The 13822-nt window shown below is 72.4% G+C and carries 15 protein-coding genes; 10 read left to right on the top strand and 5 right to left on the bottom strand.

Annotated elements, in window-relative coordinates; all coding sequences use genetic code 11:
- Nucleotides 1-10: 10 nt before the first annotated feature.
- From ACFRCG_RS24150 to ACFRCG_RS24135, 4 genes are read left to right on the top strand one after another with little or no spacing between them, the layout of a single operon-like run.
- On the top strand, nt 11-1399 hold the full coding sequence (locus tag ACFRCG_RS24150) for a lyase family protein (protein WP_380034598.1): 1389 nt from the start codon (nt 11-13) through the stop codon (nt 1397-1399).
- Nucleotides 1396-2175, top strand: coding sequence for a 3-oxoadipate enol-lactonase (gene pcaD / locus ACFRCG_RS24145; RefSeq protein WP_380034596.1), 780 nt, complete (start codon nt 1396-1398; stop codon nt 2173-2175). Before ACFRCG_RS24150 ends, pcaD begins: the two co-directional genes overlap by 4 nt.
- Nucleotides 2172-2540, top strand: a complete 369-nt coding sequence (gene pcaC, locus ACFRCG_RS24140; protein ID WP_380034594.1) for a 4-carboxymuconolactone decarboxylase — start codon at nt 2172-2174, stop codon at nt 2538-2540. The genes pcaD and pcaC overlap by 4 nt, the downstream gene beginning before the upstream one ends.
- A 13-nt stretch (nt 2541-2553) precedes the next feature.
- Nucleotides 2554-3363, top strand: a complete 810-nt coding sequence (locus ACFRCG_RS24135; protein WP_380034592.1) for an IclR family transcriptional regulator — start codon at nt 2554-2556, stop codon at nt 3361-3363.
- A gap of 24 nt (nt 3364-3387) precedes the next feature.
- On the opposite strand, the gene ACFRCG_RS24130 is transcribed toward ACFRCG_RS24135, so the two are convergent.
- Nucleotides 3388-3990: a hypothetical protein gene (locus ACFRCG_RS24130; protein ID WP_380034590.1), complete on the bottom strand. Its 603-nt coding sequence runs from the start codon at nt 3988-3990 to the stop codon at nt 3388-3390.
- 138 nt (nt 3991-4128) lie between these two features.
- On the bottom strand, nt 4129-4824 hold the full coding sequence (locus ACFRCG_RS24125; RefSeq protein WP_380034588.1) for a hypothetical protein: 696 nt from the start codon (nt 4822-4824) through the stop codon (nt 4129-4131).
- Between the two features lie 233 nt (nt 4825-5057).
- Here ACFRCG_RS24125 and ACFRCG_RS24120 point away from each other — a divergent pair, with 233 nt between their 5' ends.
- Together ACFRCG_RS24120 and ACFRCG_RS24115 are read left to right on the top strand one after the other, a co-directional pair.
- The gene (locus tag ACFRCG_RS24120) at nt 5058-6269 is read left to right on the top strand and encodes a 4-hydroxybenzoate 3-monooxygenase (RefSeq protein WP_380034587.1); all 1212 of its coding nucleotides are present in this window, start codon (nt 5058-5060) and stop codon (nt 6267-6269) included.
- A 159-nt stretch (nt 6270-6428) separates the two neighbouring features.
- On the top strand, nt 6429-7133 hold the full coding sequence (locus tag ACFRCG_RS24115) for an L-2-amino-thiazoline-4-carboxylic acid hydrolase (protein ID WP_380034585.1): 705 nt from the start codon (nt 6429-6431) through the stop codon (nt 7131-7133).
- Between the two features lie 110 nt (nt 7134-7243).
- On the opposite strand, the gene ACFRCG_RS24110 is transcribed toward ACFRCG_RS24115, so the two are convergent.
- A complete protein-coding gene (locus tag ACFRCG_RS24110) occupies nt 7244-8065 on the bottom strand; it encodes a BTAD domain-containing putative transcriptional regulator (protein WP_380034584.1) in 822 nt (273 codons plus the stop codon).
- 241 nt (nt 8066-8306) lie between these two features.
- Nucleotides 8307-9362, bottom strand: a complete 1056-nt coding sequence (locus ACFRCG_RS24105) for a cupin (protein WP_380034582.1) — start codon at nt 9360-9362, stop codon at nt 8307-8309.
- 237 nt (nt 9363-9599) lie between these two features.
- On the opposite strand from ACFRCG_RS24105, the gene ACFRCG_RS24100 reads away from it, so the two are divergent.
- From ACFRCG_RS24100 to ACFRCG_RS24085, 4 genes are read left to right on the top strand one after another with little or no spacing between them, the layout of a single operon-like run.
- A complete protein-coding gene (locus tag ACFRCG_RS24100) occupies nt 9600-10484 on the top strand; it encodes an ABC transporter ATP-binding protein (RefSeq protein ID WP_380034580.1) in 885 nt (294 codons plus the stop codon).
- Nucleotides 10485-10489: 5 nt separating this feature from the next.
- Complete coding sequence (locus ACFRCG_RS24095; RefSeq protein WP_380034578.1) at nt 10490-11278, top strand: ABC transporter permease; 789 nt, start codon at nt 10490-10492, stop codon at nt 11276-11278.
- Entirely contained in the window at nt 11257-12471 is a 1215-nt protein-coding gene (locus tag ACFRCG_RS24090; protein WP_380034576.1) for a sensor histidine kinase, read from the top strand. Before ACFRCG_RS24095 ends, ACFRCG_RS24090 begins: the two co-directional genes overlap by 22 nt.
- Complete coding sequence (locus ACFRCG_RS24085; RefSeq protein ID WP_380034574.1) at nt 12468-13100, top strand: response regulator; 633 nt, start codon at nt 12468-12470, stop codon at nt 13098-13100. The genes ACFRCG_RS24090 and ACFRCG_RS24085 overlap by 4 nt, the downstream gene beginning before the upstream one ends.
- A gap of 16 nt (nt 13101-13116) precedes the next feature.
- On the opposite strand, the gene ACFRCG_RS24080 is transcribed toward ACFRCG_RS24085, so the two are convergent.
- A complete protein-coding gene (locus ACFRCG_RS24080; RefSeq protein WP_380009007.1) occupies nt 13117-13617 on the bottom strand; it encodes a flavin reductase family protein in 501 nt (166 codons plus the stop codon).
- Nucleotides 13618-13822: the final 205 nt, after the last annotated feature.

Below are 13822 nucleotides of genomic sequence, written 5' to 3'. Positions count from 1 at the left end.
CCGTGACCCCGTGGCCGGTCGTGACGCCGTGCCCGGCCATGACCCGGATCGCGCGTACGACGAGGTCGACGCGGGGCTGCTCGAACCGGTTCGGGCCGGGACGCCCGTCGAGGCGGCCACGAGCGACGCCGCGTACCTGCGCGCGCTGCTCGACGCGGAAGCCGCGCTGGCCCGGGCCCAGGCCCGGATCGGGCTGATCCCGGCCGAGGCCGCCGCCGCGATCGAGGCGGGCGCCCGGGGCACGTTCGACCCGGTCGACCTGGCCCGTCGCGCACGCGGCGCGGGCAACCCGGTGGTCCCGCTCGTCCAGGACCTCCAAGCGGCGGTGCGCGCCCTCGACCCGGCCGCCGCCGACCGGGTGCACCTGGGCGCGACCAGCCAGGACATCGTGGACAGCGCCGCGATGCTGGTCGCCGCCCGCGCCCTGGACGCCACGCTGCCCGACCTGGCCCGCACCGCCGCCGCGCTGGCCCACCTGGCCGAACGGCACCGCGACACGCTCCAGGCCGGTCGTACGCTCACCCAGCACGCGGTGCCGACCACGTTCGGGCTGGTCGCGGCCGGCTGGTGCGTCGCGGTCACCGACGCCTGGGCGCACACCCGCGCGGTCCGCGCCGCGCTGCCCGCGCAACTGGGCGGCGCGGCGGGCACCCTGGCCGCGCTCGGTGCGCACGGGGTCGCGCTGCTCGCCCCGTTCGCCGAGGAACTGGGGTTGGCCGAACCGGTGTTGCCCTGGCATACGCTGCGTGCCCCGATCCTGGACCTGGCCGGTGCGCTCGCCCGGATCACCGGCGCGCTGGGCAAGTTCGCCGGCGATGTCGCGCTGCTCGGGCAGACCGAGGTGGGCGAGGTGGCGGAGGCGACCGGCGCCGGGCGCGGCGACTCCTCGGCGATGCCGCACAAGCACAACCCGGTGTTGTCGGTGCTGATCGTCGCGGCCGCCCGGCAGGTGCCCGGTCACGTCTCGATCCTGGCCGCCTCGGCGGCGGGTGCCGAGTACCAGCGCCCGGCCGGCGCCTGGCACGCCGAGTGGCAGCCGCTGCGCGCGGCACTGCGCCTGGCGGGCGGCGCGGCCTCGACGGCGGCCGAACTGGCCGAGGGTCTGGTCGTCTTCCCGGACCGTATGCGGGCCAACCTGGAGCTGACCGGAGGGCGGATCGTGTCCGAGCGGCTGGTCGCCGAGTTGACCGCCGAGCACGGCGCGACGCAGGCTCGCCGGCTGCTCACCGACGCCTCCCGGACCTCGGCGCGAACCGGCCGGCACCTTCGTGATGTGCTGGGGGAGGCCGACGAGACGCTGTTCGACCCCGCCGGCCATCTCGGCTCAACCCCGGCCCTGATCGATCGGGCGCTCGCGCACCACCGCACCGTGTTCCGGTTCCAAGAGAAGGTCACATGACGATCGCCACGCTCAACCACCGCTTCGACGGCCCGGCCGACGCCCCGGTGGTGATCCTCGGCCCCTCGCTCGGCACCGAACTGGGCATGTGGGACGCGCAGATCCCGAAGTTGTCCCAGGAGTACCGGGTGCTGCGCTACGACCTGCGCGGACACGGTCGCTCGCACCCGGTGGCGGGCACCGACTCGATCGCCGACCTGGTCGGCGACGTGGTGACGCTGGCCGACTCGTACGGGATCAGGCGGTTCGCCTACGCCGGGGTCTCGCTCGGCGGCGCGGTCGGCCTGTGGATGGGCGTGCATCATCCCGAACGGCTGACCGGGCTGATCGCGTGTTGCACCTCGGCGCGATTCGGCGAGCCCGAGGGCTGGCGGGAGCGGGCCGCGACGGTGCGCGCGCAGGGCATGCGGCAACTCGCCGACACGGTGATCCGCCGCTGGTTCACCCCGGAGTACATCGAGCGGGAGCCGGCCGCGGTGCGGCGGATCCTGGAGATGTTGTACGCCTGCCCGCCGGAGGGCTACGCCGGTTGTTGCGACGCGCTCGCGGGCTACGACCTGCGCGCCGAACTGGGCCGGATCAGCGCGCCCACGCTGGTGATCGGCGCCGAGCGGGACCCGTCCACGCCGCTCGAACACGCCCGCGAGCTGGCCGCCGGCATCCCCGGCGCGACGCTGGTGGAGGTCGCCGACGCCGCGCACCTGGCGAACATCGAGCAGGCCGAGGCGGTCACCTCGGCGATGCTGGCGCACCTGGCGGCGGGGGAGCGGGGATGAGCCACGCCGACGGGATGCGGGTGCGGCGCGAGGTGCTGGGCGACGCGCATGTGGATCGGGCGGTCGCGGGTACCACCGAACTGACCGCCGACTACCAGGACCTGATCACCCGCTACGCGTGGGGCGAGATCTGGACCCGGCCCGGCCTGGACCGCCGTACCCGCAGCTGCGTCACCCTCACCGCCCTGGTGGCCGGCAACCACCCGGACGAACTCGCGATGCACCTGAGGGCGGCCCGGACCAACGGCCTGAGCTGGGACGAGATCAAGGAGGTGCTGTTGCAGACCGCCGTCTACTGCGGCGTGCCGGCGGCGAACAGCGCTTTCGCGGTGGCGCAGCGCGTCCGGGCCGAGCTGGGCGAGTGAGGGAGGGCCGCCGATGACGCCCGTCACGGTGACCGGCAAGGTGATGGCCATCCTCGGCGCGTTCGCCGCCGGGGACGGCCGGTTGACCCTGACGGAGGTGTGCCGGCGGGCCGATCTGGCGCTCGCCACCGGACATCGCCTCGTCGCCGAGCTGGTCGGCGGGGGTTTTCTGGAGCGGCTGGACGACGGGTCGTATCGGGTCGGGGTCAAGCTGTGGCACATCGGCGCGCAGGCGCACGCCGCGACCGATCTGCGCGATCTGGCGCTGCCGCACATGGAGGACCTGTACGAGGCGACCCACGAGAACGTGCAGCTCGCGGTGCTGCGCGACGGCAAGGCGCTGTATCTGGAACGCCTGCGCGGCACCCGCTCGATGCCGATCGTCACCCGGGTGGGTGTGGAGTTGCCGCTGCACGCCACCGGGGTCGGCAAGGTGTTGCTCGCCTACGCGCCCCGGCGGTTGCGCGAGCGGGTGCTGGCCGAGACGTTGGCCGCGCACACCGAGCGCACCATCACCGATCCGGAGCGGCTGCGCGTGTGCCTGTCCGAGGTCCGGCGCACCGGAGTGGCCACCACGTCTGGGGAGATGACGGTCGGCGCGCACTCGGTGGCGGCGCCGATCCGGGACCGGCACGACACGGTGGTCGCGGCGTTGTCCCTGGTGACCGGGCGGCGTACGGCCGACCTGCGGCGGCTGGTGCCGACGGTGACCACGGCGGCTCGGGCACTGTCCCGGGACGTGGCGCTGCACTGGTCCGGGAGCGGGGACATCGGCGCCGACGCGGACGAGGGCGCGGGTGGGGACTGTCACCCACGTGGGTGACAGTCCCCGTCGGTGATCACGTCCTCAGAGCTTGAGCATCACCTGTACGAAGGCCCGGTACTTCTGCAGGGCGAGCCGCAGTTGCTCGGTGTCGTCCCCGGCCTCGCGCCGCAGCCGCTCCAGCTCGGCGCGCCTGGCCTGGATGGCGTCGGTCGCCAGCTTGGCCACCTGCGCGGTCACCTCGTCGGCGTCGGAGACCGCGTCGGCGGGGCTGTCCACGAAGGTCGACAGGGTGTCCCGGAAGCGGGCGTTCAACTCCTCGCCGGTGTCCCGGTCGACCAGCGCGTCGCCGGCGACGGTGCGGCGCGCGGGAGTGCGCCGCGCGGCCGGCCGGCGACCGCTCGCGCTCACCGTCCCGGCCGCGGCCGCGGCCGCGCTGCTCTTGCCCGCGCCGCGCACCGGCAGGACCGAGGTCCCGTACGGCTCCACGTCGTCGTGCTGTCGGTGCGGCAGGTCGGCGGCCGGTGCCGGCGGCGGGTCGGTGGGTGCGGGCGGGATCGGGCCGGCGCCGTCGGTGATCCGGGCCTGGCGGGCGGCGCGGTCGCGGCCGTCGCGCTCCACGACGGGCGCGTCTTCCGGTGGGGCGCCGGAAGTACTCGGCGCGTTCGGGGAGTTCGTCTTGCGCATCGGTCTGGGTCCTCTCGTCCGGTACGACTGGCCGTGGCGCCGTTCCTCCGAGCGTCCCCCCGTTCGGGACCGCTCCGGTGTGGTCGGTCTTCCGATTCGTCTTCCGCTTTGTCCATGCCTACCCGGGTGTGTACCCGGTCAGCGGGTCTCCGGCTTCGTGGTGTCGAATCGGGGCGCCCGCGTGTCGTATTCGGCCGATGTCGTGGTCGTACCGGTCGTACCGGTCGTGCCCGTCGGGTTCGTCGTGCCGGTCCGATGGTCGTGCGTGCCCCTGGCCGCGGCGCTGTTCCTGGGGCGATACGTCTGCCCCAACAGGTCGTCGAACAGGGCCCGGTGGTGGATCATCGCCTGGCGCAGGTCCTCGGTCTCGGCGCGCCCGGCCTCGTTGAGTCGGGCGATCTCGTGCGCCTTGCGGTAGTGCTCGAGGGTGTGACCGTGCTCGACGGACAGCAGTTCGATCCGCGTGTCGTGTGCGCCGGTCGGGTAGCCGCGCTCGTGCATCAGCCGGGTGATCAGCGCGTCGGCCTCGGCCACCGCGTCGCCGGGGGCGTCCACGAAACGTTCCTGGACGTCGGTCCACTCGGTCGCGTACTGCTCCCGCGCGGCGGGCTCCAGGGGTTTGAGGTCGAGGTCGCGGTGCTTGCGCTCGCGATCGGCCAGCCGGCGTTCGGCCAGGCGTCGGTCGCCGTACTGTTCGACCGCCTTGTCGTACTCGGGGCCGAAGCGGTCTTGCAGGTGCCTGCGCCGCATCATCGGACGGCCCACGAGGACGGCCGCGCCGGCGAGGAGGACGACGATCACCACGATCAGGACGATGGTCGCTGCCGTGTTCACGGGGGACTCCAGGAGTGTCGGGTCTCGGATCGTGCCTTTCGGTGGAACAGCGGATGCACTCCGCATAGCGGAGGTATCCGCCCGTGCTCGACATCCCATCCCTTGCCGGGTCCGCGCCGAGCAAACTCGACCGGAGGCACCGGCTTCCGGCCACCGGAAGGCGGGCGGGTCGGCCGGGCCCGCGATGGGCGAGCCTGAGGCGGATCGGGTAGGGCGGGACGAGGAGCGGGCGGATGCGGACACGGGTCGCGATCATCGGTGCGGGGCCTGCGGGTCTGCTGCTGTCGCAACTGCTGCACGATCGTGGGATCGACGCGGTGTTGCTGGAGGCGCGCGATCGCGCGTACTGCGAGGGCCGGCAGCGGGCGGGCATGCTGGAGCAGGCCACGGTCGACGTGTTGCGCGAGGCCGGCGCGGCGGACCGGCTGGATCGTGAGGGGCTGGTCCACCACGGGATCCATCTGCGCTTCGCCGGTCGGGATCGGCACATCGACTTCCCGAGCCGGACCGGGGGGCGGTCGGTGACCGTGTACGGGCAGACCGAGATCGTCAAGGACCTGATCGCCAAGCGGATCGCCGAGGGCGCGCGGATGTACTTCGACGCGCCGGTGACCACGATCGAGGGCATCGACGGCGACGCGCCGCGCGTGCGGTTCCTGCGCGACGGCGTGGAGGAGGTGCTGGAGTGCGACCTGGTCGCGGGGTGCGACGGGTTCCACGGGGTCTCGCGGGGGGCGATTCCGGCGGATGTGCTGAAGATCCACGAGCGGGTCCATCCGTTCGCGTGGCTGGGCATCCTGGCGGATGTGGCGCCGTCCACCGACGATCTGATCTACGCCTACAGCGAGCGGGGGTTCGCGCTGCACAGCATGCGCTCGCGTGCGGTGAGCCGGCTGTATCTCCAGGTGGACCCGGACGCGGATCTCGCCGACTGGCCGGACGAGAGGATCTGGGCGGAGTTGCGCGAGCGGTTGGCGCTGCCGGGCTGGACGCTGGACGAGGGGCCGATCAGGGAGCGGAGCATCACCCCGATGCGAAGCTTCGTGGCCGAGCCGATGAGCTTCGGGCGGCTGTTCCTGGCGGGCGACGCGGCGCACATCGTGCCGCCCACGGGGGCGAAGGGGTTGAATCTCGCGATGGCGGACGTGCGGGTGCTGGCGCGGGCGTGTGGTGAGTTCTTCCTGGCCGGGTCGCGGGCGGGGCTCGACGGCTACAGCGACGCGTGTTTGCGGCGGGTGTGGCGGGCGGAGCAGTTTTCGTACTGGATGACGACGTTGTTGCATGCGCGTGAGGACGCGGACGCGTTCGAACGACGGTGCCAGGAGGCGCAGTTGGCGTATCTCGCCGACTCCGATGCGGCGATGGCCACGCTGGCCGAGAACTATGTCGGCTACACCTGGGCCGACCGACCCCGCAGCCGGCCGGACGTCGAGGTGGACCGCTAGGCTGGCGCCGGCAATACGCCATCTTCACAAGGAAGTTCGTCAGCGCCGGGTCGGTCGGTGGAGTGTGCTGTCGGGCTCGCTCGGCATGCGGGTTCGACGCGGCTCCGCCTCGGCGGTGTGCGGTCGTGTTCCCGGATCCGGGCCTGTCTCGGAAGGGCCATGATGACCACCGACCACGACACCTTCGGCGACGGCGGGTATACGCCGGACGCCGAGCGGGACACCACGATCCTGCTGGACGCATTCGTCGCGCACATCGCGAACGCGGTTCGCGAACGGGGCCTGCCGGAGCGCCTCCCGGGCGATTCGACCGCGCTGCACCGCGAACTCGAAGTCGCCAACGGGCACCTGATCGACGACGAGCCGTCCCGGCACAACCTGCGGATCACCCTCGCGCTGGTCGCGGCGTACCGGATCCTGCGGCCACACCTGGATCGCGACGACGCCGTCGCCCTCGTCCGGGACGCGATCGTCGAACCGCTCGGCGCGATCACCGAGGCGGCCACCGCGGCGATGCTCGATGCCGCGCCCGACCCGTTCGCGGCCATCGTCGCGTTGTCGAAATCCCGCGAGGAGGAGTCCTTCGGACGGACCTTCACCTTCGTCCGCCCGGCGGACGACGACCGGCGCTACCTCCTCGACATCCACCGCTGCTTCTACCACGACGTGCTGGTCGCCAACTCCGCCCCGGAGTTGACGCCCGCGATGTGCGCCTTCGACCTGAACTGGATCCGGGCCATCGACCCGAACCGACACGGTCTGCGCTTCGACCGCGCCGGCACCATCGGCCACGGCGACACCCACTGCACGTTCCACTTCCACCGCACCGACCCACCCGAGCCGCCCGTGACCGACGAAGGCTGACGACAAGGTTGTCCACAGGCTGTGTGTGAAGGTTGTGGGTGAGGGTGTCCGAGGCTCGCGGCCTCGGACACCCGTGCGTTTCCGGCCGCCGGGAGCAGTGAAGACACGCGCTACCGTCGTCGGTGCGGCGAATCCCGGTGCGGGCGCGGGTGATGGGCCCGGCCGCCCACGAGGGGGCGGCGGTGTCCGCGGATCGGCGCGGGCGCCGGTGGGCGCGGGGGCGCGCTCAGCGCCGGGTCCTGGCGCAGGATGGCCGCCTGGAGGTCGCGCAGGCGCGGGCCCGGATCCAGGCCGAGTTCCTCCGCGCACAACCGGCGACCCGCCTCCAGGACCTGCAGCGCCTCCGCCTGCCGACCGGATCGGTAGAGGGCGAGCGCGAGTTGCGCCCTCGGGCGCTCCCGCAGCGGGTGCGCCCGGACCAGCGACATCAGGTCGGCGATCGCCGACGCGTGCGCGCCCATCGCCAACCGGTACTCGGCCGCCTCCTCGCGCAGCGAGGTGTACTCCTCGACCAGCCGGGCCCGTTCGGATTCGGCCGCGTCGTGGTCGGCCAGCTCGGCGAACGGCTCGCCCCGCCACAACAGGCGTGCCTCGCCCAGCAGTTCGTCCGCCCGCTCGTACGCCCCCACCGCACCCGCCGCGCGCCCCGCGTCGGCCAGCGCGCACAGCCGCGCCACGTCCAGGCTCCCGGCCGGCACCTCCAGGGCGTAGGAGTCATCGCGCGTAGTCAACAGGCGATACGGCGCCCGCCGTCCCGGCTCCAACACCCGACGCAGGCCGGACAGATAGGCGTGCAGCGTCGACCGGGCCCCGGGCGGCGGACGCCCGTTCCACAACTCCTCGGCCAGCCGCTCCACCGGCACGGCCACCCCCGGCCGGAGCAGCAGCAGGGTCAGCAACTCCCGCTGCCGCCTGGGTCCGATGTTCAACACGCGTCCGTCGGGACCCAAAACCTGGGTAGGCCCCGACACACGGAAGGACAGGCCCCCCGACTCATCGCTGCGCGGTGGCTCCCCAACCTGCCCGCGCGACGGAATCCCCCTCGTCATGTGGAAGACGACGGACACACCGGCCGAGCGGGTTCCGCATCGCCCCAGGGTTGAGGGACCCTCGCCCCGACCGCGCCCGTCCGTGAGGGAATTCCCGCCTCACGGAGGGGCATGGCCGATATGTCTAGCGCCGGTCGCTGAAGCGGATGTCCAGGCTGCGCAGATACGTCTGGAGTCCCGCGTCCTGAATCGGGATCAGGTGCGCCGGGCTGCCCGACTCGTTGTGGTGGGCGTGCCACTTTCCGGGCGGGGTGACGAACGCGCCGCCCGGCTCCCAGTCCACCCGCTGCGGGTCGACGATGTCGCCGCGCTCGTCCAGTCGGTCGCCGAGCAGCGTGTAGCAGCCCGGCTCGCAGTCCAGGATCAGATCGAGCGCGACCGACTGGTGGCGGTGCGGGCGCTGGATCTGATCCACCGGCAGCAGGCCGAACATCGCCCACAGGGTGTGGGTGACGGTCAACGTCCGGTCCTGGTCGACGGTGTTGAGCAACACGCTGACCCGGTTCTTGGCGTTGGCGCCGGGCGCCTCGGCGATCCGGGTCAGCTCCTCGACCGCACGATGCCGGGCGAACTTGGTCGGCCGGAACCGGGCCTTGCTCGGCACCACCCCGAGGTAGCGCAGCAGGGGCTCGTCGTGCACCCAATAGAGCACGGCGTCCTGGGTCGCGTGGTGGGTGATCTCGCCCAGGTCGGGCAGGACCAGGAAGTCGCCCTTCTCCCACTCCACGGCCTGGCCGCCGACCAGCGACAGACCCCGCCCGTACAGCACGTAGTACAGCTGCGAGGTGGCGTTGGGCCGCACCGCGAGCCGGTCGCCCGCGTTGATCCGGACGAAGTTGGCCAGCAGCGCCGGACTGGTCGCCGGGCCGCCCTCGATCCGCATCGGCTCGGCGAGGTCGAGCGGGACCACCCGGGTGTCGCCGCCGGTGTGCAGTTCGGCCGGAAAACGCTCCACCGGGACGGGCGTGGTGTGGCCCGAGCCGATCGGGTTGGCCGCCTTCGTGTATTCCCAGTACACCGCGTCCTCGGCCCACGCGGCGGCACTCGCCGCCAGCGGCCCCTCGAACCCCAGGCGCGCCACGTCGACCAGGGGCGGCGCCGCGACGGTCGGATCGAAGAGCGTGGATTCCCCTGCTCCGGACGGGTTCCGATCGGCCGTCACCTCAGCCTGCGCAGTCATCCGAGATCCCTTCGCGAACGATTCCCCGACCCGGCCATGCTCCCACCGAACCGGTTGCGGCAAACTGCGGAATCGGTCACATTCCGCGCGGTTCGCCCCGGTCGCCCGGCGCCGGCCGGCCGACCCGGGCCTTCGTCCGGCGAGCCGCTCCCGCTCCGCTGTCCGTCGTTCGGTGGACACCCGGCGTCCGTCGTTCGTACGTCCCGGCGCCCGCGCCCGCCGCGCCATCGTCGAGGCATGACAGCGGAACGGACACCCGCACCGGCGGGCGAGGCGGGCGACGCCGAAACGGCGATCAGGGTGCGCGGGTTGCGGCGCGCGTACGGCGGACATCGTGCGGTGGACGGACTGGACCTGGACGTGCGCCGGGGCGAGATCTTCGCACTGCTCGGCCCGAACGGGGCGGGCAAGACCACCACGACCGAGATCCTGGAGGGCTACCGCTCGCGCGACGCGGGCGAGGTCGCCGTCCTGGGCGTGGATCCGGCACGCGCCGGATCGCGGTGGCGGGCCCGGATCGGCATCGTGCTCCAGGAGTCGGCGGACGTGTCCGGGCTCACCGTGCGCGAGAGTGTGCGGCACTTCGCGCACTACTACCCCAGGCCCCGCGATCCCGACGAGGTGATCGAGGCGGTCGGGCTGACCGACAGGCGGGACACCCGTGCCGGCGCCCTCTCCGGTGGGCAGCGGCGCCGCCTCGACGTCGCGCTCGGCATCCTGGGCGGGCCGGAGCTGCTCTTCCTGGACGAGCCGACCACCGGGTTCGACCCCGAGGTGCGCCGCCGGTTCTGGGCCTTGATCGCGGGCCTGCGGGCGGCCGGGACGACGATCCTGCTCACCACGCACTACCTGGACGAGGCCGAACACCTCGCGGACCGGGTCGGGGTGATCCGGGCGGGGCGGGTCGTGGACGTGGACACCCCCGAGCGGCTGGGCGGCCGGCACCTGGCCCGATCGGTACTGCGCTGGCGCGACGCCGAGGGCACGCACGAACTCGCCACCGCCGAACCGACCGCCGATGTGGCCCGGCTCGCGGCCAGGTTCGGCGGCGAGGTACCCGAGCTGACCGTGACCCGACCGTCCCTGGAAGACGTCTATCTCGACCTGATCGGAGCCCGGTGATGTCGATGTCGATGGGAACCGTCGTCGCGGCACGGACCCGCCTCGAACTGAAGATGTTCGCCCGACACCGCGAGCAGATGGCGGTGACCTTCGCGATGCCGGTGCTGCTCCTGGTGCTGCTCGCGCTGATCAGCGGCGGCACGGTGGACGGCACCGGCGTGGCCCAGAGCCAGGTGCACGCGGCGGGCATGATCGCGGTCGGCATCGTCTCCGCCGGATTCCAGGGACTGGCGCTCGCGGTGGCCGCCGAACGCCAGGACGGCACGCTCAAGCGGCTGCGCGGCACGCCGATGCCGCCGGTGGCGTACCTCCTGGGCAAGATCGCGCAGGTGATCGTGGTCAGCCTGGCCCAGGTCGCGCTGCTGCTCGTGGTCGGGGTGGTGGGCCTGGACCTGAACCTTCCGCACGACCCGACGCGGTGGCTGACCTTCGCCTGGGTGTTCGTCCTGGGCGTGACCGTGGCCACGCTGCTGGGCCTGGCCGCGAGCGGGCTGATGCGCAGGGGCGCCAACGGGGCGCTGATCATCCTGCCTTTCACGGTGCTTCAGTTCGTCTCGGGCGTGTTCGTCGAGCCGAGCCAACTGCCGCGGGGTGTCCAACAGTTCGCGGCGCTGTTTCCGCTGAAGTGGCTCACCCAGGGGATGCGCTCGGTCTTCCTGCCGGATTCGTTCCGGGCGGTGGAGCCGGCGGGCTCGTGGGAGCACGGTCGGGTGGCGCTGGTGCTCGCCGCGTGGGGTGTGGTCGCCTTGGTCGTGTGGATCAGGACATTCAGGTGGATCGAGAACGAGCGGTGACCATGGCGACCGCCGACGCGCAGGACGCGGAGGAGTTGGCCTTCGGGACCAAACTGCTCACCGCCTACCACTGCGCGTACCTGCTGCTCTCGGCGCTCACCGCGGCCGAGTTCGCCGGACGCGACGCACCGCCGTGGTGCTACGCCGTGCTGCTCGTGATGCCCGTGTCGTTTTGGGTGTTGGTGCCGCCGGGCGTGGATCCGACCTCGTGGGACCGGCGCGGCCGGGCGCACCTGGTGCTCGCCTACGCCGCGGTAACCGCGCTCAGCCTCCACGATCCCGACGGCATCGTGCTGATGTACGTGTTGATGCCGCTGACCTTCACCTTCATCGAGGCGACGGTCCCCGCGATGCTGCTGAGCGGCTACGTGTTCGGGATGAACGGCGCGCTGCGGGCCCGCGAGGCGCACTGGGAGCGGGGCGCGGTGGCGAGCGTCCTGGTGGAGATCACCGTCGTACTCGGCTTCAGCTTCCTGATGGCCCGGCTGGTGCAGTGGTTGGCCGACCGGGTGGAGGAGCGCGGCCGACTGCTGCGCGAGTTGGAGGCCACCCGGGCGGAGCTGGCCGAGACGCACCACCAGGCGGGGGTACGCGTCGAGCGCGAGCGTATGGCGCGCGAGATCCACGACACCCTGGCCCAGGGCTTCACCAGCATCCTGATGCTGATCCAGGCGGCCGGGATCACCGTGGACTCCGACAGCGAGGCCACCCGCAAACGGTTGGACCTGGCCGAGCGCGTGGCCCGGGACAACCTCGCCGAGGCCCGTGCGCTGGTCGCCGCGCAGGGCCCCGCCGAGGGCGCCGAACCGGCCGAACCGCTCGCCGAGGTGCTGGGGCGCACCGTCGCCGCGCTCGGCGAGGAGTTGGAGGTGGCGGCCTCCTTCGCGGTCGCCGGCGCCGAGTACGAGTTGTCCTCGTCCGTGCAGGTGGTGCTGGTCCGGGTGCTCCAGGAGTCGCTGGCCAACATCCGCAAGCACGCCGAGGCGAAGTCCGTGGTGGTGGAACTGGCCTATCGACCGTTCGCCACCAGGCTGACCGTGGTGGACGACGGACGGGGCTTCGAACCGGGGCCGGGGAAGGGGGGATACGGTCTTCCCGGTATGCGAGCCCGTCTCGCACAGGTCGGCGGGGAGGCCGAGGTGGTCTCGGCTCCCGGCCGGGGCACGACCGTACGCGTGGAGGTACCGCAGTGATCCGGCTGCTCATCGCCGACGACCATCCCGTGGTGCGGGAGGGTCTCGCGGGCATGCTCGCGGCCGAGCCGGATTTCGAGGTGGTCGCCTCCGTCGAGGACGGCGCACAGGCCGTGGACGGGGCTGCCGAACTGCGGCCCGACGTGGTGTTGATGGACCTGCGGATGCCCGGCACCGACGGCGTCGCCGCGACCCGGCGGATCGTGCGTGAACTGCCCGGAGTCCATGTGCTGATCCTGACCACGTACGACACCGACGCCGACATCGTGCGCGCGGTCGAGGCGGGAGCGACCGGCTACCTGCTCAAGGACACCCCGAGGGTGGAACTGGCCGCCGCGATCCGGGCCGCGGCGCGTGGCGAGACGGTGCTGGCGCCGCCGGTGGCGGCCAAGCTGGTCACCCGGATGAAGGCACCGGTGCGCGACGCGCTGAGCCCGCGCGAGACGCAGGTGCTCGGTCTGGTCGCGCGGGGGATGACCAACGCCGAGATCGGCCGCGAGTTGTACATCAGCGAGGCCACGGTCAAGACGCACCTGCTGCGCACGTTCAACAAGCTCGGCGTCGACGACCGCACCGCCGCGGTCACGGTGGCGATGGCGGACGGGTTGTTGCCGGGCGCAGGCGGCTGAGGCCGCGTCCGGCGGGCTATGCGGCCAGGCGGGCGTAGCGGCCCTTGTGGAACATCAGCGGGGCGGTGTCCCGGGGCAGGTCCAGGGCGGTCACCGCGCCGATCACGATCACGTGGTCGCCGCCGGGCAACTCGTGCGCGATGTCGCACTCGATCCAGGCCACCGCGCCGGCCAGCCGCGGCGCGCCGTTGCCGGCGGGCGACCAGTCGACGCCGGCGAACTTGTCTCCGCCGCTGCGGCCCATCGCCCGACACACGTCCTGCTGGTCCTCGGCGAGGATGTTGACCACGAAGCGGCCGGCGGTGCGCACCTTCGGGTAGGTCGTCGAGGTGAGCGCCGGGGCGATGGAGATGTAGGCCGGCTCCAGCGAGAGCGACGTGAACGACTGGCAGGCCATGCCCACCGGCGCGCCGTCGTGGATCGCGGTGACCACGGTGACGCCGGTCGCGAAGTGCCCCATGACCTGGCGCATCCGCGCCTGATCGATCCCGGCCGACGGCGTCGTTGCGCTGGACATGGCTGCCCCCAGGGGTGCGAAGCTGGATGCGAGTCGGATATGACTAATAGTCGTATCCCTGTTTGGTCCAGCCATTGAACGGCTGATCTGACGAACCGTCAATAACCTGGCGCCGGGTCGCACCCCGTGATCACCGCCACCTTGACGGCCCCTTTCGGGGTGTTCGGGAACTTACGCGTGCCTGCTGCACGTCCGGATCAGTAGC

It is taken from the genome of Embleya sp. NPDC056575, assembly GCF_042793325.1.
Taxonomy (GTDB): domain Bacteria; phylum Actinomycetota; class Actinomycetes; order Streptomycetales; family Streptomycetaceae; genus Embleya.
This window is presented reverse-complemented; position numbering and strand designations above follow the sequence as displayed.

Coding starts and splice junctions, on each gene's coding strand:
- pcaD (WP_380034596.1), top strand. CDS start 1,396: ATGACGATCGCCACGCTCAACCACCGCTTCGACGGCCCGGCCGACGCC.
- pcaC (WP_380034594.1), top strand. CDS start 2,172: ATGAGCCACGCCGACGGGATGCGGGTGCGGCGCGAGGTGCTGGGCGAC.
- ACFRCG_RS24135 (WP_380034592.1), top strand. CDS start 2,554: ATGACGCCCGTCACGGTGACCGGCAAGGTGATGGCCATCCTCGGCGCG.
- ACFRCG_RS24130 (WP_380034590.1), bottom strand. CDS start 3,990: ATGCGCAAGACGAACTCCCCGAACGCGCCGAGTACTTCCGGCGCCCCA.
- ACFRCG_RS24120 (WP_380034587.1), top strand. CDS start 5,058: ATGCGGACACGGGTCGCGATCATCGGTGCGGGGCCTGCGGGTCTGCTG.
- ACFRCG_RS24115 (WP_380034585.1), top strand. CDS start 6,429: ATGATGACCACCGACCACGACACCTTCGGCGACGGCGGGTATACGCCG.
- ACFRCG_RS24105 (WP_380034582.1), bottom strand. CDS start 9,362: ATGACTGCGCAGGCTGAGGTGACGGCCGATCGGAACCCGTCCGGAGCA.
- ACFRCG_RS24100 (WP_380034580.1), top strand. CDS start 9,600: ATGACAGCGGAACGGACACCCGCACCGGCGGGCGAGGCGGGCGACGCC.
- ACFRCG_RS24095 (WP_380034578.1), top strand. CDS start 10,490: ATGTCGATGGGAACCGTCGTCGCGGCACGGACCCGCCTCGAACTGAAG.
- ACFRCG_RS24080 (WP_380009007.1), bottom strand. CDS start 13,617: ATGTCCAGCGCAACGACGCCGTCGGCCGGGATCGATCAGGCGCGGATG.